Raw genomic sequence first — 17,055 nt, 5'->3', positions numbered from 1 at the left:
AGAATTAAAGCCTTACGTTGTTTCAACCGTACCCGACAATAACTATATAGAGAGAACATTGTCATGAAATTACGTTTATCGCTGTTAACCGTTGCTACCCTGACTGCTTTTTCTCTGTCTGCCCAGGCCGCAGAGAGAGGCACGATTATGATCCTCGTGAACTCACTGGATAACCCGTACTACGCCTCCGAGGCGAAAGGCGCCAGTGAAAAAGCGAAGGAACTGGGGTATTCCACCACCATTCTTTCCCACGGTGAGGACGTTAAAAAACAGAACGAACTGATTGATACCGCCATCGGTAAAAAAGTTCAGGGGATCATCCTCGATAACGCCGATTCCACCGCCAGCGTCGCCGCCGTGAAAAAGGCGAAAGACGCCGGTATTCCGGTGGTTCTGATTAACCGTGAAATCCCGGTCGATAACGTGGCACTGGTGCAGATCACCCACAATAACTTCCAGGCCGGTTCTGAAGTGGCCAACGTTTTCGTCGAGAAAATGGGCGAAAAAGGCAAATACGCTGAACTGACCTGCAACCTCGCAGATAACAACTGCGTCACCCGTTCCAAATCGTTCCACCAGGTCATCGACCAGTACCCGGATATGGTCAGCATTGCCCGTCAGGATGCCAAAGGCACGCTGATCGATGGCAAGCGCATTATGGACAGCATTCTGCAGGCGCACCCTGATGTGAAAGGCGTGATCTGCGGCAACGGTCCGGTAGCGCTGGGCGCGATTGCGGCGCTGAAAGCGGCGAACCGTAGCGACGTCGTGGTTGTCGGTATCGACGGCAGCAACGACGAGCGCGATGCGGTGAAAGCCGGCACGCTCCAGGCCACTGTAATGTTGCAGGCGCAGGCCATCGCAGCGCAAGGGGTGACTGATCTCGATAACTACCTGCAAAACGGGAAAACCCCGGAAAAACAACGCGTGATGTTCCGCGGCGTCCTGATTGAAAAGGACAACGCAGACAAAGTACAGGATTTCAATATCAAGTCCTGAGTTCGGGTTGTCGCGCCCCCGCTCCGGGGGCGCAGAGGAGAGAGTTATGTACAGAAAAGCCTGGCTGGCGCTGGCCATCATTGCGCTCGGAGGCTGTCGGATCGTGTCTGAAAAAGAGCTCGCCGACCTGAAAACGCCGCCGAACCCGCACATGGCCGAAGCGGCACAAACCTGGCAGGAAAAACTGGTGCCGCAGGTGGTGCAACTGGCACGTCCTGCGGGTGAACTGCTGACCGCCCTGCATGCCGCCAAAGATATTGATACCGCCTGTAAAACCCTGGGCTACCGCGCACAGGACGAAAACCCGTGCATTTTCTATGTGAAGGTTACCGGCCCGGTAGAAAAAATCGATACCGCCTCACGCAGCGGCAAAATGACCCTCAAAGATACCAGCGGTAACGACGTGGTGGTGCAAATCGGCCCGACGATCCGCGGTACACAATTGCGTGACGGCTATAAAGGTCTCAGCTACGGCGATTTCAACGATCAGGTGCTGTACGGCGATTATGGTCGGGCGATTAACGACCAGGCGGTGAAAATGATCCAGGCGACGCCGTTAAAAACCGGCGAGCAGGCGGAAGTGTACGGCGTGTTCTCGGCCTGGGATATTCCTGACGCCCTGCCCGATGTCACACCCGCGAAAATCGTCCGCGCAGGGGGGCAGTAAGATGTCACAACAAGAGCCCGTTACCTCACCGGTTGCCGAACCCGATGTGATCATCGAAACACGTGCGCTGTCCCGCATTTATCCTGGCGTTATCGCGCTGGATAACGTGGACTACCGGGTCTATCGCAACAAAGTGAACGTCCTGATTGGCGAAAACGGCGCCGGGAAATCCACCATGATGAAAATGCTGGCAGGGGTGGAATCGCCCTCTTCCGGCGAAATGTTGCTGGAGGGGAAACCGGTCTCGTTTAATTCCACCCATCAGGCGGAAAAAAATGGCATCAGTATTATTTTTCAGGAACTGAACCTGTTCCCGAATATGAACGTGATGGATAACATTTTTATCGCTAACGAGTTCTTTCAGCACGGAAAAATCAACGAAAAATACCAGTACGAGCTGACGAAAGCGCTGCTCGATCGCCTTGAGCTGGATGTCGATCCTTATACGCCGCTCGAAGAGTTAGGCATCGGCCACCAGCAACTGGTGGAGATTGCCCGTGCGCTCTCCAAAGACACCCGCGTGTTGATCATGGACGAACCGACCTCGGCGCTCAGCCAGTCGGAAGTCAAAGTGCTGTTTAACGTCATTGATCAGCTCAAACGCCGCGGCGTGACCATTATTTATATTTCCCACCGGCTGGAAGAGCTGATGGAAATTGGCGATCACATCACCATTTTCCGCGACGGGCGTTTCATTAGCGAACGTAAGGTCAGCGAGGCCAGTATTCCGTGGATCATCGAACAGATGGTCGGGGATAAGAAAAAACACTTTGATTATCAGCCCGCGCCGCAGGGAGAAACCATTCTGAACGTCAGCGGCCTGACGGCGCTGCACCAGAGCGGCGGCTACAAGCTTAACGACGTCAGCTTCAGCCTGAAAAAAGGCGAAGTGATCGGCATTTACGGTCTGCTGGGCGCCGGACGCACCGAGCTGTTTAAAGGGCTGGTGGGGTTGATGCCCTGTCAGCAGGGCAGCGTTCATCTCAACGGCCAGTGTCTGGATAAAGCCCATTTTCAGACCCGCCTGAAGCACGGTCTGGCGCTGGTGCCGGAAGATCGCCAGGGCGAAGGCGTGGTTCAGATGATGTCGATTCAGTCCAACATGACGCTCTCCGATATCAGTCTGCGGGGTTTTCGCCGGGCGTGGAAATGGCTCAATCCCCACAAGGAGCGCGCCAGCGTGAAGGAGATGATCCAGCAACTGGCGATCAAAGTCAGCGATCCGGAGCTGCCGATCACCTCGCTCAGCGGTGGGAATCAGCAAAAAGTGGTGCTGGGGAAAGCGCTGATGACGCAACCGCAGGTGGTGTTTCTCGATGAGCCAACGCGGGGTATCGACGTGGGCGCCAAAACCGATGTCTATCACCTGATCGGCAAAATGGCGCAGCAGGGGCTGGCGGTGATGTTCTCCTCGTCCGAGCTGGATGAAGTGATGGCGCTGGCGGACCGTATTCTGGTGATGGCCGACGGTCGGATCACCGCCGATTTGCCGCGACATCAAGTCACCCGGGAAAAATTGATTGCCGCTTCAACCCCACAAGATTAATCAGGCTGGAATCGATCATGAATCAGAAATATATGCTCTATATGTACCTGCTGAAGGCCAGAACGTTTATCGCTCTGCTGCTGGTTATCGCCGTTTTCAGCGTGATGGTACCGAATTTCCTGACCACCTCTAACCTGTTGATTATGACCCAGCACGTCGCCATTACCGGCCTGCTGGCGATTGGTATGACGCTCGTGATCCTCACCGGCGGCATCGACCTTTCCGTCGGGGCAGTCGCCGGGATCTGCGGCATGGTCGCCGGGGCGTTGCTGACCAACGGCATGCCCATCTGGGGCGACAACATCATCTTTTTCAACGTCCCGGAAGTGATTCTGTGCGTCGCGGTGTTTGGCATCATTGTCGGCTTTATTAACGGCACGATCATCACCCGCTTTGGCGTGGCGCCGTTTATCTGCACCCTCGGCATGATGTACGTCGCGCGCGGTGTGGCGCTGCTGTTCAACGATGGCAGCACCTATCCGAACCTCAACGGTATGGACGCGCTGGGCAATACCGGTTTCGCCATTCTCGGCTCCGGCACACTGCTTGGCATCTATATTCCCATCTGGCTGATGGTAGGCTTCCTGCTGCTCGGCTACTGGATCACCACCAAAACGCCGCTCGGCCGCTACATCTACGCCATCGGCGGCAACGAATCCGCCGCGCGTCTGGCGGGCGTGCCGGGCGTCAAAGTGAAGATTTTTGTCTACGCCTTCTCCGGCCTCTGCGCGGCGCTGGTCGGGCTGATTGTCGCCTCGCAATTGCAGACCGCCCACCCGATGACCGGCAACATGTTTGAGATGGACGCCATCGGTGCCACCGTACTCGGCGGCACCGCGCTGGCCGGGGGGCGCGGCCGCGTTTCCGGTTCCATCATCGGCGCCTTTGTCATCGTCTTCCTTGCCGACGGCATGGTGATGATGGGCGTCAGCGATTTCTGGCAGATGGTCATCAAAGGCGTGGTTATCGTCACCGCCGTGGTGGTCGATCAGTTCCAGCAACGCCTGCAGAACAAAGTCATCCTGCTCCGCCGCCATGAAGAGAAACAGGCCGTTTCTCAGGGAACCGCCGCCCCGCAGGGTTAACCGACATTCCACCGGGCACCGTGTGGCCCGGTTTTATTAAGGAGAAACAAATGCAACGAGATTTCAGCAACAAAACGGTTGTGATCACCGGCGCATGTCGGGGGATTGGTGCCGGTATCGCGGAGCGTTTCGCCCGTGACGGCGCCCGGCTGGTGATGGTATCGAACGCCGAGCGCGTGCATGAAACCGCTGAACAGATACGCCAGCGCTATCAGGCCGATATCCTCTCCCTGCAGGTGGATGTTACCGATGAGGCGCAGGTTCGCGCGCTGTATGAACAGGCAGCAGCGCGTTTCGGCACCATTGACGTCTCCATCCAGAACGCCGGGGTGATCACCATTGATTATTTCGACCACATGCCGAAAGCCGATTTCGAAAAAGTGCTGGCAGTGAATACCACCGGCGTCTGGCTGTGCTGCCGTGAAGCGGCGAAATACATGGTGAAACAAAACCACGGTTGCCTGATTAACACTTCGTCCGGCCAGGGTCGTCAGGGGTTCATCTACACCCCGCATTACGCCGCCAGCAAGATGGGCGTCATTGGCATCACTCAAAGTCTCGCCCATGAACTGGCACCGTGGAACATCACTGTTAACGCCTTTTGCCCGGGCATCATCGAAAGCGAAATGTGGGAATACAACGACCGCGTCTGGGGGCAGATCCTCAGCAGCGACAAAAAACGCTATGGCAAAGGCGAGCTGATGGCGGAGTGGGTGGAAGGCATCCCGCTCAAACGCGCCGGGCAACCCGCAGACGTGGCCGGGCTGGTGGCGTTCCTCGCCTCTGATGATGCGCGTTATATCACCGGCCAGACGATCAACGTCGATGGCGGCCTGATCATGTCCTGAGGGAGACAGCATCATGATAGCGAAAGATTTTGCCCAACAACTGTTCTCCCTCAAAGACCGCGTCGCGTTCGTGACGGGCGCAGGCAGCGGCATCGGGCAGACTATTGCCTGGGGTTTTGCCAGCGCAGGCGCGCGAGTCGTCTGTTTTGATTTGCGTGACGACGGCGGTCTTGCCGACACCGTCAAACATATCGAAGCCATTGGCGGCGAAGCCTGCCTGTTTACCGGCGATGTGCGCAAACTGAGTGATCTGCGCGAGGCGGTGAAACTGGCGAAACAGCAGTACGGGCGTCTTGATGTGGCGCTCAACGCCGCGGGGATCGCCAACGCCAACCCGGCGCTGGAAATGGATACTGAGCAATGGCAACGGGTGATTGATATCAATCTCACCGGTGTGTGGAACTCCTGCAAGGCGGAAGCGGAGCTGATGCTGGAATCCGGCGGCGGGTCGATTATCAACATCGCTTCGATGTCCGGGGTGATCGTCAACCGTGGCCTTGAGCAGGCGCATTACAACTGCTCGAAAGCGGGTGTCATTCACCTGAGTAAAAGTCTGGCGATGGAGTGGGTGGATAAGAAAATCCGCGTCAATTCCATCAGCCCAGGCTATACCGCCACGCCGATGAACACGCGCCCGGAGATGGTGCACCAGACCCAGGCGTTTGAAAGCCAGACGCCAATGCAGCGCATGGCGTCGGTTCATGAAATGGCAGGCCCCGCCATCTTCCTTGCCAGCGACGCCTCGTCGTTCTGTACCGGCGTGGATCTGCTGGTCGACGGCGGTTTTGCCTGCTGGTAATCACAGGCCGGGAAACATTACGCTGTTTCCCGGCGCTTCCCGGTGCAGATGGATAAAGTTCAGGTGACGCTCGTACTGGTCCAGAATGTCAGTGATCACCTGTTCTTTGCTGTAATCCATCAGGTCATTGCCCTGACTTCCCTCCAGCAAGAAGGTTTCCAGCCGGTAATAGGTCGATTTTCCGCTGCGGGCGCGATACGTAAAGCCCGGCACCGAGTACAGTTGCGGCCATACCTGGTAGATAAAGTTCTGCTCATCGCCCATATGCACCAGCAGCTCCAGGTGACCCAACAGATCACCCTCTTCCGGCGGCAGACTTTTCAGTTCGACATACGCACCACGCACCCGCAGTTCCTGCGCCACTTCCTCCATGGCCGGATAACACACTGTCTCCATCATTTGTTTGGTATAACGCGTGCCCGGGTAATTCATCAGGCGCGACAGCCGTTTTTTCCAGCTCAGCCGGTCCTGCACACCCAGCGGGCGCGGCGCGGTGTCGCGGCTGGCGCTGACGCGGCGATAGTCCTCCACTTTCAGCGACTTATACAGCCCGGCCATCACGAAGAAAATGACAAAACTGAACGGCAGCCCCATGATCACCGTGGCGTTCTGCAATGCGGAAATCCCGTTGGTCATCAGCATGCCGAGCGTCAGTAAACCAATCACCACCGACCAGAACATACGCAGCCAGTTGGGCGCATCGCTGTTGATATCTTTCAGTTTTGAGGTGAAGTTACCGAGCACCAGCGCGCCGGAATCCGCCGAGGTGACGTAAAACAGCAAACCGGTGATGGTCGCCACCGAGGCGCTAAAGGTAAATGCCGGGTACTGCGCCAGCAGGCTGTAGAAACCGCGCTCAGGGTGAGCAATCGCCTCCTGCGCAAAGCCCGCGTCGCCATGAATGATTTCGTACAGCGCGCTGTTACCGAACACGGACAACCACAGCAGAGTAAAGGTAAACGGAATGATCAGCGTCCCCAGCACGAACTGGCGAATGGTGCGCCCGCGGGAAATACGCGCGAGGAACAGGCCGACAAACGGTGACCACGCCACCCACCAGGCCCAGAAAAAGAGCGTCCAGCTGTTCATCCACTCGACCGGGCGATCGAAGGCGAAGCTGTTCAGCGTCATGCCCATAAAGCGATTAACGTAATCGCCGACGTTCAGCACCAGTGCGTTGAGCAGAAATTCGGTATCGCCCATAAACAGCACAAACAGGATCAACCCCAGCGCCAGCACCACGTTCAGCTCTGACAGCACGCGGATGCCTTTATCGACGCCCGAGGTCACGGAGATAGTGGCGATGATCACCGACAGCACAATCAGCGCCGTTTTCGCCGCCATCGAGTCCGGAATATCAAACAGCACGCTCAGGCCATAGTTGAGCTGCACCACACCGATACCGAGGGTGGTGGCGATCCCGAAGATGGTGCCGATCACCGCCGCGATATCCACCGTGTGGCCAATCGGGCCGTTGATCTTTTTTCCGAAGATGGGATACAGCGCCGAGCGGATGGTCAGCGGCAGGTTATAACGGTAGCTGAAGTAGCCGAGCGCCATGCCCATCAGCGCGTACATCGACCAGCCGGTCAGCCCGTAGTGGAACAGCGTCCAGACCATCGCCTGACGCGCGGCTTCCATCGTCTGCCCCTGCCCCTCCGGCGGCAACATGTACTGGGTCACCGGCTCGGCAACAGAGAAAAACATCAGGTCGATGCCGATCCCGGCGGCAAACAGCATTGCCGCCCAGCTCAGTACACTGAACTCCGGTTTCGACTGCTCCGGCCCAAGTTTCACCGAGCCAAAGCGCGAGCAGGCGATGCACACCACAAAGACGATATACAGCGTCGCCGCCAGCAGATAATACCAGCCGAAGGTTTTTGACACCCAGTTCAGCGTCCGGCCAATCAATCCCGCCGAGAAATCGCTGAAGAAGATAGTCATCAGGGAAAACAACAAAATCAGCCCGGCGGACGTGTAGAAAACCACCGGATTGATTTTGTCCTTTTCTCTGGTTTGCGGAAGATCTGTCATCCCATAACCTCACTCTTTTTGTAACTATTTAAAATCAAATCGGTAACAATTAAGACACATTTTATATTGAACGTCCAATCAAAAACCGCTTTAATGTATAACCTGAGCTGATGAATGGAGGGCGAGAAATGCCCAAACTGGGGATGCAACCGATACGACGCCGACAGCTGATCGACGCCACACTTGAGGCCATTAATGAGGTGGGAATGCACGATGCGACCATCGCGCAGATCGCCCGCCGGGCGGGGGTATCGACCGGGATCATCAGCCATTATTTTCAGGATAAAAACGGTCTGCTGGAAGCCACCATGCGTGACATCACCAGCCAGTTGCGTGATGCGGTATTGCGCCGTTTGCGGGCGTTGCCTGGCGCATCGGCAGAACGGCGGTTGCAGGCGATTGTCGAGGGCAACTTTGACGACAGCCAGATAAGCCCGGCGGCGATGAAAGCCTGGCTGGCATTCTGGGCCAGCAGTCTGCATCAGCCGATGCTCTGGCGGTTGCAACAGGTCAGCAGCCGTCGCCTGCTCTCCTGCATCGTTTACGAATTCAGACGCGAGCTGCCGCGTGACCAGGCACAGCAGGCCGGGCACGGTCTGGCGGCGCTAATTGACGGGCTCTGGCTGCACGCCGCACTCAGCGGCAAGCCGTTCGAGCAGGAACGCGCCCGTACCCTGACCCATCATTTCATCAGCCAGCATTTACCACCGGCTACTGACTAACGGAGGAACCATGTCCCGACTGGCCGAACAACAACTTTATATTCACGGGGGTTATACAAACGCCACCAGCGGCACCCATTTCGAGACCATTAACCCGGCGAACGGCGAGGTGCTGGCGACAGTCCAGGCCGCCGGACGCGACGACGTTGACCGTGCGGTGCAAAGCGCGCAGCAGGGGCAGAAAATCTGGGCGGCAATGACCGCCATGGAACGCTCCCGCATTCTGCGCCGGGCGGTGGATATTCTGCGTGATCGCAATGACGAGTTAGCGAAACTGGAAACCCTCGACACTGGCAAGCCGTTCTCTGAAACCTCGACGGTGGATATCGTCACCGGCGCCGACGTTCTGGAGTATTACGCGGGGCTCATCCCGGCGCTGGAAGGCCGTCAGATCCCACTGCGCGACACCTCGTTCGTCTACACCCGCCGCGAGCCGCTGGGCGTTGTTGCCGGTATCGGCGCGTGGAACTACCCGATTCAGATTGCGCTGTGGAAATCCGCCCCGGCGCTCGCCGCCGGTAACGCGATGATCTTCAAGCCAAGCGAAGTGACGCCATTGACCGCGCTGAAACTGGCGGAAATCTACAGCGAAGCGGGTCTGCCGGACGGCGTATTTAACGTGCTGCCGGGCGTCGGCGCAGAGACCGGGCAGTATCTGACAGAGCATCCTGGCATCGCCAAAGTGTCGTTTACCGGCGGCGTCGCCAGCGGCAAAAAAGTGATGGCTAACGCGGCGGCCTCGTCGCTGAAAGAGGTCACGATGGAGCTGGGCGGTAAATCGCCGCTGATCATCTTTGATGATGCGGATCTGAATCTCGCCGCAGACATCGCCATGATGGCGAACTTCTTCAGTTCCGGCCAGGTGTGCACCAACGGCACGCGGGTGTTTGTGCCTGCCGCGCTGAAAGCGGAATTTGAATCGCGCATTCTGGCACGCGTGAAACGTATCCGCCCAGGCGATCTGTTCGACAGCGCGACCAATTTTGGCCCACTGGTGAGCTTCCCGCATCGCGATAACGTGTTGCGCTACATGGACGCGGGTCGCCGGGAAGGCGCCACCCTGTTATGCGGTGGTGATGCGCTGAAAGGCGACGGCTTTGACCACGGCGCATGGGTCGCCCCGACGGTTTTCACCGACTGCCGCGACGACATGACCATTGTGCGCGAAGAGATCTTTGGCCCGGTGATGGCGATCCTGACTTACGACAGCGAAGAAGAGGTGATTCGCCGCGCTAACCAGACCGATTATGGCCTGGCGGCTGGCGTCGTCACCGCCGATCTCAACCGCGCCCATCGCGTTATTCATCAACTGGAAGCCGGAATTTGCTGGATCAATACCTGGGGTGAATCCCCGGCGGAAATGCCCGTCGGCGGTTACAAACATTCCGGCATTGGTCGTGAGAACGGCGTAATGACGCTGGAAAGCTATACCCAGGTGAAATCCATCCAGGTCGAGATGGCGACATTTCAGTCCATTTTTTAACCCGGAGGTGCAATGCAATTTGACTACATCATTATTGGTGCCGGTTCTGCCGGCAACGTACTGGCAACACGACTGACGGAAGACCCGGAGACCACCGTTCTGCTGCTGGAAGCGGGCGGTCCCGATTACCGTTTTGATTTTCGCACCCAGATGCCCGCGGCGCTGGCCTTCCCGTTACAGGGCAAGCGCTATAACTGGGCCTATGAAACCGAACCTGAACCGTATATGAATCACCGCCGGATGGAGTGCGGGCGCGGCAAAGGGCTTGGCGGCTCGTCGCTGATTAACGGCATGTGTTACATCCGTGGCAACGCGATGGATCTCGATAACTGGGCCGAGGCGCCGGGGCTTGAGCACTGGCGTTATCTCAACTGTCTGCCCTACTACCGCAAAGCGGAATCCCGCGATATCGGCGCCAACGATTACCACGGCGGCGATGGTCCGGTGAGCGTCACCACGGCGAAAGAGAACAACAATCCGCTGTTCCATGCGATGGTTGAAGCGGGCGTGCAGGCGGGTTATCCGCGCACCGACGATCTCAACGGCTATCAGCAGGAAGGGTTTGGTCCGATGGACAGAACGGTGACGCCGCAGGGGCGTCGCGCCAGTACCGCCCGCGGTTATCTGGATCAGGCGAAAGCCAGACCGAATCTGACTATTAAGACTCATGCCCTGACCGACCACATCCTTTTTGACGGCAAACGCGCGGTGGGTGTCGAGTGGCTTGAAGGCGACAGCACGGTGCCCGCGAAAGCGACGGCGCGCAAAGAAGTGCTGCTGTGCGCAGGGGCCATCGCCTCGCCACAGATCCTGCAACGCTCCGGCGTGGGCAACGCTGAGCTATTAAAAGAATTTGCGATCCCGTTGGTTCACGACCTGCCTGGCGTCGGGGAAAACCTGCAGGATCACCTGGAGATGTATCTGCAGTACGAGTGTAAAGAGCCAGTATCACTTTACCCGGCGCTGCAGTGGTGGAATCAGCCGAAGATCGGCGCGGAATGGCTGTTTAACGGCACCGGCGTTGGTGCCAGCAACCAGTTCGAAGCGGGCGGGTTTATCCGCAGCCGCGAAGAATTTCGCTGGCCGAACATTCAGTATCACTTTCTGCCAGTCGCTATTAACTACAACGGCTCCAATGCAGTAAAAGAGCACGGTTTCCAGTGCCACGTCGGCTCCATGCGTTCACCAAGCCGCGGCCATGTGCGGCTGAAATCACGCGATCCGCGCGCGCACCCGGCGATCCTGTTTAACTACATGTCCTGTGAGCAGGACTGGCAGGAGTTCCGCGACGCGATCCGCATTACCCGTGAGATCATGCATCAGCCTGCGCTGGACAAATACCGCGGTCGGGAAATCAGCCCTGGCATTGACTGCCAGACCGACGAGCAACTTGATGAGTTCGTACGTAACCACGCCGAAACCGCCTTTCACCCGTGCGGCACCTGCAAAATGGGTTATGACGAGATGGCGGTAGTCGACGGCGAAGGCCGCGTGCACGGGCTGGAAGGGCTGCGGGTGGTGGATGCGTCAATCATGCCGCACATTATCACCGGCAACCTGAACGCCACCACCATCATGATTGGCGAGAAAATCGCCGATGCGATTCGCCAGCGCCCGCCGCTTCCGAAAAGCAACGCCGCTTATTACGTGGCCGGTAACGACCCGGTCCGCCGGTAATCCCTCCCCTCTCATTAGCCCGTTGCCACGGGCTAATGCTTTTCTGTTCCTGACTATACTTTTATCGAATAAATTATTCTGAATTATGACTTTACGGAATTTTCATGGCGTCCTACCGTAGCGGAGCATAATAATCAGACAATATTCATTTTTTCAGGGGTTGCTCATGACTAAGAAACTGTTGCCGTTAGTAATTCTGGCTGCGCTGTCAGCCTCCGCCTGGGCCACTACGCCGCCCACCACGCTGGTCGTTGCTCAGGGGCTGGACGATATCGTCAGCCTGGATCCGGCCGAAGCCAACGAGTTGTCGAGTATTCAGACCGTCCCGAGTCTTTATCAGCGGCTGGTGCAGCCGGATCGCGATAACCCGGAAAAAATCACCCCGATCCTCGCCGACAGCTGGCAGGCGGATCCCGCCGCCAGAACCCTGACCGTGAAGCTGAAAAGCGACGCAAAATTCGCTTCCGGCAACCCGTTGCGCCCGGAAGACGTGATTTTTTCGTATACCCGTGCGGTGAAGCTGAACAAGTCTCCGGCGTTCATTCTTAATGTTCTCGGCTGGGAAGCGGACAACATCGACAGCCAGTTGAAGAAAATCGACGACCACACGCTGCAACTGCACTGGACGGCAGACGTCAGTCCGGCGGTAGCGCTGAACATTCTCTCCACGCCGATTGCCTCCATCGTTGATGAAAAGCTGGTGGCCGCCAACGTGAAGGGCGACGACTTCGGCAACACCTGGCTAAAAATGCACTCCGCTGGCAGCGGCGCGTTTAAAATGCGCGTCTATCAGCCGCATCAGGCTATCGTGCTGGATGCCAACGCCAGCTCGCCTGGCGGCGCGCCGAAACTGAAAAACATCATCATTAAAAACGTGCCGGACCCGGCCTCCCGCCGTTTGCTGATCCAGCAGGGTGATGCTGACGTGGCGCGTGATCTCGGCGCTGACCAGATCGCCGCGTTGCAGGGCAAAGCGGGAATCAAGGTACTGAGCATTCCTTCTGCTGAGCAAAACTACGTGGCGTTTAACACCGCCAATAGCGCCAACCCGCTGCTGAAAAACCCGGCATTCTGGGAAGCGGCGCGCTGGCTGGTGGATTACGACGGCATCACCAAAAATCTGCTGAAAGGCCAGTATTTCGTCCATCAGAGTTTCCTGCCGGTAGGGCTGCCGGGAGCGATTGAGGACAACCCGTTCAAATTCGATCCGGCAAAAGCGAAAGCGATTCTGGAGAAAGCGGGCATTAAAGATGCGCACTTCACGCTCGACGTGGAAAACAAACCACCGTTCATCACCATCGCGCAGTCGATGCAGGCGAGCTTTGCCCAGGGTGGCGTGAAAGTGGACTTGCTGCCTGCCGCCGGTAGCCAGGTGTATGCCCGCGTGCGTGCGAAACAGCATCAGGCGGCGGTTCGTTTGTGGATCCCCGACTATTTCGACGCCCACTCCAACGCCAGCGCCTTTGCCTGGAACGACGGAAAATCCAGCACCGTGGCGGGCCTGAACGGCTGGGATATTCCGGATCTCAACAAACAAACGCTGGCAGCCGTCGCGGAGCCTGATCCGGCAAAACGTCTCGACCTGTACAAGAACATGCAGGAAGAACTACAGCGCAGTTCTCCGTACGTGTTCATTGACCAGGGCAAAACCCAGATCGTGGTGCGTGACAACGTGAAAGGGTATCAGCAGGGTCTGAATGCCGACATGGTGTGGTACGATAAAGTGACCAAATAATTCGCCCTTATTGCCACACAGTGAAACACAGGCCCGGTAAGCATAGCGCCACCGGGCAACAAGAGATTTTCCATGCGACCTCTCTCCACCCACGTGATCCGCGAGCTCCAGGGTCTGCTGATCCTGCTGCTCACACTGTTCGGGCTGTTGCTCATCACGTTTGCACTCTCCGCTTTTTCTCCTGTCGATCGCGTATTGCAAATCGTCGGCGATCACGCCAGCCAGTCCACCTACGAACAGGTACGCCACCAGCTGGGGCTCGACCAGCCGCTGCCGGTGCAGTTCTGGCACTATCTGGTCAATCTGGCACATGGCGATCTCGGGACTGCCAGCGCTACCGGGCAACCGGTATTGCAGGATCTGCTGGCGGCGTTTCCGGCGACCTTAGAGCTGGCGACGTTGGCGCTGATAGCAGGTGCTGTGCTCGGCGTGATTGCCGGGGTGCTGTGCGCCCGCTTTGCTGGTTCGCCGTGGGATCTGGCCGTTCGCACCGTGACGCTGCTCGGCAACTCGGTGCCGATTTTCTGGCTCGGCCTGCTGATGCTGGCATTGTTCTACGCGAAACTGCAATGGAGCGCCGGGCCGGGGCGGCTGGATGATATTTACCAGTTTACGGTGGAGCCTAAAACGGGCTTTGCGCTCATCGACACCTGGTTGTCCGGGGATCGCGAGGCCTTTAAAAACGCCATCAGCCATCTGGTGCTGCCCGTGGCACTGCTGAGCTACTACTCGCTCGCCAGCATTACCCGCCTCACCCGCTCCGCCTGCCTGAGTGAAATGAACAAAGAGTACATCCTGCTGGCGCGCGCCAAAGGCGCTGGTGAGATGACCATTCTGCTGCGCCATGTGCTGCCCAATATTCGCGGGACGTTGCTGACGGTGATCGCCCTGGCGTATACCAGCATGCTGGAGGGAGCGGTGCTCACCGAAACCGTCTTTTCCTGGCCCGGAATCGGCCGCTACCTGACCACCGCCCTGTTCGCGGGCGACACCACCGCCATCATGGGTGGCACGCTGCTGATCGGTGCCAGTTTTGTGCTGATTAACCATCTCACCGATTTTCTGGTGCGACTGACCGATCCGAGGGTGCGCTGATGCCGGTATCGCTGTTTTTCCACCGTCTGCGCCGCTCGCCCGCCGCGCTGTGCGGCCTGACGCTGGCACTGATCCTGCTGTTGATTGCGCTGTTTGCCCCGTGGCTGGCACCGCAGGATCCGAACTGGCAGGACGCCGCCGCGCGGTTGCAGGCGCCGAATCCGCAGCACTGGCTGGGCACTGACAGTTACGGGCGCGATCTGCTGTCGCGCCTGTTGTACGGCACCCGCCCGGCGCTCGGTCTGGTGGCGCTGGTAACGGTCATCACCCTGCCCGTCGGTCTGCTGGTCGGGATTCTGTCCGGTTATTACGGCGGCTGGCTTGAGCGGGTGCTGATGCGTTTTACCGACGTAGTGATGTCGATGCCACGGCTGATCCTCGCGTTTGCTTTTGTCGCCATGCTCGGCCCCGGTCTGGTCAACGGCGCGCTGGCGCTGGCATTGACCACCTGGCCTGCCTACGCTCGTCAGGCGCGCAGTGAAATTCAGCGTCTGCGCCATAGTGACTATCTTGCCGCCGCTGAAATGATGGGCATTCGCGGCCTGCGGTTGTTAACCGGCCATATTCTGCCGCTGTGCCTGCCGTCCGCTATCGTGCGGCTGGCGCTGGATCTGGCGGGGATTATTCTCGCCGCCGCCGGTCTTGGTTTCCTCGGCCTCGGCGCGCGCCCGCCGATGTCCGAATGGGGGGCGATGATCGCCGACGGCATGCAGGTGATTTTCGATCAGTGGTGGGTGGCCGCCATTCCGGGGGCGGCAATTCTGCTCGCCAGTCTCGCCTTTAACCTGCTGGGCGATGGCCTGCGCGACGTTCTGGAGCCGCAACATGACTGATTCACGACTCTGCGTACACAACCTGAATATTGACTACCCCGGCGCCCGGGTGGTGAGCAATCTCAGTTTTACGCTCGGCACAGAGCGGCTGGCGCTGGTGGGTGAATCCGGTTCCGGGAAATCCATGACCGCCCGCGCGCTGATGGGACTGGTGCGTCAACCCGGCGTCGTCAGCGCTGACACGCTCAATGTGCTCGGTCACGACCTTCTGACGCTGCGCCCCCACGGCTGGCAGCAATTGCGCGGCAATGACATCGCCATGGTGTTGCAGGATCCGCGCTACGCCCTGAATCCGGTGAAAACCGTTTATGCGCAAATCAGTGAGGCGCTGACGCTACACCAGCGGCTGAGTCGCGCGCAGCGTGAGGAGAAAATTCAGCAGGCCGTTGCTGCCGTCGGGCTTGAACCGCGCGTGCTGAAGCGCTTTCCCGGCGAGCTTTCCGGCGGCATGGGTCAGCGGGTGATGATTGCCATCGCGCTGGTCAACGATCCGCAGGTACTAATTGCCGACGAACCCACCTCCGCTCTCGACGCCCGCCTGCGCAATCAAATTCTTGAGTTGCTGGTGGAACAGTGTGAACAGCGAAAAATGGCGATGCTACTGATAAGCCACGACCTGCCGCTGGTGGCGGCACACTGCCATCGCGTGCTGGTGATGTACCAGGGGGAAAAGGTGGACGAAATGGCCGCCTCGCAGTTGCCGCATGCTACACATCCTTACACGCGCACGCTGTGGACCTGCCGCCCGAACGCCAGTACCTGGGGAACGATGCTGCCGACGCTCGACCGCAGTCAGAATTTTACGGAGCCATCGCATGAGCATCGTTAACGTTGAGGCGCTACAGGTGCGCTTTGCCGACAAAACCGCCGTACGCGATGCGGCGTTTCGCGTTGAGGCGGGTGAAACCTTCAGTCTTATCGGCGAATCCGGCTGCGGTAAATCGACCCTGCTGCGCGTGCTGGCCGGGTTGCAACGGGAGTGGCAGGGGCAGGTCTCGCTGTTTGATGCGCCTGTCCGCCCTGGCGTTCGCTTTCAGGGCGAGTTGCGTCGCAACGTGCAGATGGTGTTTCAGGATCCGTACGCCTCGCTGCATCCCAATCACACGCTGTACCGCACGCTGGCTGAGCCACTGAAAATTCACGGTGAAACCGACATCAACACCCGCGTCACCACGGCCTTAACCGACGTCGGGCTGCCTGCTGACGCCGTGTTGCGCTACCCGCACCAGCTTTCCGGCGGTCAGCGCCAGCGCGTGGCGATCGCCCGTGCCTTACTGCTGCGACCAAAATTGCTCCTGCTGGATGAGCCAACATCGGCGCTGGATATGTCGGTGCAGGCGGAAATCCTCAACCTGTTGAATCGCCTGAAGGCAGAGCACGGGATGACCTACCTGCTGGTCAGCCACGACGCCGACGTGATTGCGCATATGTCCGATCGCGCTGCGTTCATGGCTGACGGCGCGATCCAGCGCTTTTTTGATCGCCCTGCGCTGGCGCGGGGTGAGCACCGGATGGGGTAACGGCGGTATTTT

15 protein-coding genes are annotated in these 17,055 nt (G+C 58.4%); 14 read left to right on the top strand and 1 reads right to left on the bottom strand.

Annotation, left to right across the window (positions count from 1 at the left end):
• The first annotated feature begins 63 nt into the window (after positions 1-63).
• From AOY23_RS11895 to AOY23_RS11870, 6 genes are read left to right on the top strand one after another with little or no spacing between them, the layout of a single operon-like run.
• Positions 64-999: a D-ribose ABC transporter substrate-binding protein gene (locus tag AOY23_RS11895; RefSeq protein ID WP_054179837.1), complete on the top strand. Its 936-nt coding sequence runs from the start codon at positions 64-66 to the stop codon at positions 997-999.
• A 46-nt stretch (positions 1,000-1,045) separates the two neighbouring features.
• Positions 1,046-1,666: a DUF2291 family protein gene (locus AOY23_RS11890; protein WP_054179836.1), complete on the top strand. Its 621-nt coding sequence runs from the start codon at positions 1,046-1,048 to the stop codon at positions 1,664-1,666.
• 1 nt (position 1,667) lies between these two features.
• Positions 1,668-3,212 carry a sugar ABC transporter ATP-binding protein gene (locus tag AOY23_RS11885; protein WP_054179835.1) on the top strand — a complete coding sequence of 515 codons (1,545 nt, stop codon included), beginning with the start codon at positions 1,668-1,670 and terminating at the stop codon, positions 3,210-3,212.
• A 17-nt stretch (positions 3,213-3,229) separates the two neighbouring features.
• Positions 3,230-4,297, top strand: coding sequence for an ABC transporter permease (locus AOY23_RS11880; protein ID WP_054179834.1), 1,068 nt, complete (start codon positions 3,230-3,232; stop codon positions 4,295-4,297).
• Between the two features lie 50 nt (positions 4,298-4,347).
• A complete protein-coding gene (locus AOY23_RS11875) occupies positions 4,348-5,145 on the top strand; it encodes a glucose 1-dehydrogenase (RefSeq protein ID WP_054179833.1) in 798 nt (265 codons plus the stop codon).
• Between the two features lie 13 nt (positions 5,146-5,158).
• Positions 5,159-5,944: an SDR family oxidoreductase gene (locus AOY23_RS11870; protein WP_054179832.1), complete on the top strand. Its 786-nt coding sequence runs from the start codon at positions 5,159-5,161 to the stop codon at positions 5,942-5,944.
• Here the strand turns inward: AOY23_RS11870 and AOY23_RS11865 are convergent, their stop codons facing one another.
• A complete protein-coding gene (locus AOY23_RS11865) occupies positions 5,945-7,978 on the bottom strand; it encodes a choline transporter (RefSeq protein ID WP_054179831.1) in 2,034 nt (677 codons plus the stop codon). It abuts the gene before it with no gap.
• A 128-nt stretch (positions 7,979-8,106) separates the two neighbouring features.
• On the opposite strand from AOY23_RS11865, the gene betI reads away from it, so the two are divergent.
• The 8 genes from betI (at position 8,107) to AOY23_RS11825 (ending at position 17,043) form a co-directional block, all read left to right on the top strand.
• The gene (gene betI / locus AOY23_RS11860) at positions 8,107-8,700 is read left to right on the top strand and encodes a transcriptional regulator BetI (protein WP_054179830.1); all 594 of its coding nucleotides are present in this window, start codon (positions 8,107-8,109) and stop codon (positions 8,698-8,700) included.
• Between the two features lie 10 nt (positions 8,701-8,710).
• Positions 8,711-10,183, top strand: a complete 1,473-nt coding sequence (betB, locus tag AOY23_RS11855; RefSeq protein WP_054179829.1) for a betaine-aldehyde dehydrogenase — start codon at positions 8,711-8,713, stop codon at positions 10,181-10,183.
• Between the two features lie 12 nt (positions 10,184-10,195).
• Positions 10,196-11,860 (top strand): choline dehydrogenase, encoded by a 1,665-nt coding sequence (gene betA, locus AOY23_RS11850; RefSeq protein WP_054179828.1) that lies wholly within the window; start codon positions 10,196-10,198, stop codon positions 11,858-11,860.
• A 166-nt stretch (positions 11,861-12,026) separates the two neighbouring features.
• Entirely contained in the window at positions 12,027-13,595 is a 1,569-nt protein-coding gene (locus AOY23_RS11845) for an ABC transporter substrate-binding protein (protein ID WP_054179827.1), read from the top strand.
• 72 nt (positions 13,596-13,667) lie between these two features.
• Positions 13,668-14,690 carry an ABC transporter permease gene (locus AOY23_RS11840; RefSeq protein ID WP_054179826.1) on the top strand — a complete coding sequence of 341 codons (1,023 nt, stop codon included), beginning with the start codon at positions 13,668-13,670 and terminating at the stop codon, positions 14,688-14,690.
• The gene (locus tag AOY23_RS11835; RefSeq protein ID WP_054179825.1) at positions 14,690-15,523 is read left to right on the top strand and encodes an ABC transporter permease; all 834 of its coding nucleotides are present in this window, start codon (positions 14,690-14,692) and stop codon (positions 15,521-15,523) included. Before AOY23_RS11840 ends, AOY23_RS11835 begins: the two co-directional genes overlap by 1 nt.
• Entirely contained in the window at positions 15,516-16,352 is an 837-nt protein-coding gene (locus AOY23_RS11830; RefSeq protein ID WP_054179824.1) for an ABC transporter ATP-binding protein, read from the top strand. Before AOY23_RS11835 ends, AOY23_RS11830 begins: the two co-directional genes overlap by 8 nt.
• Positions 16,339-17,043 (top strand): ABC transporter ATP-binding protein, encoded by a 705-nt coding sequence (locus AOY23_RS11825; RefSeq protein WP_054179823.1) that lies wholly within the window; start codon positions 16,339-16,341, stop codon positions 17,041-17,043. The genes AOY23_RS11830 and AOY23_RS11825 overlap by 14 nt, the downstream gene beginning before the upstream one ends.
• The last annotated feature ends 12 nt before the right edge of the window (positions 17,044-17,055 follow it).

This window comes from Trabulsiella odontotermitis (genome assembly GCF_001297775.1).
GTDB classification, from domain to species: Bacteria; Pseudomonadota; Gammaproteobacteria; order Enterobacterales; family Enterobacteriaceae; genus Trabulsiella; species Trabulsiella odontotermitis.
Note: the sequence above shows the minus strand (reverse complement) of the source record. Positions and strands in the feature narration are given on the sequence as shown.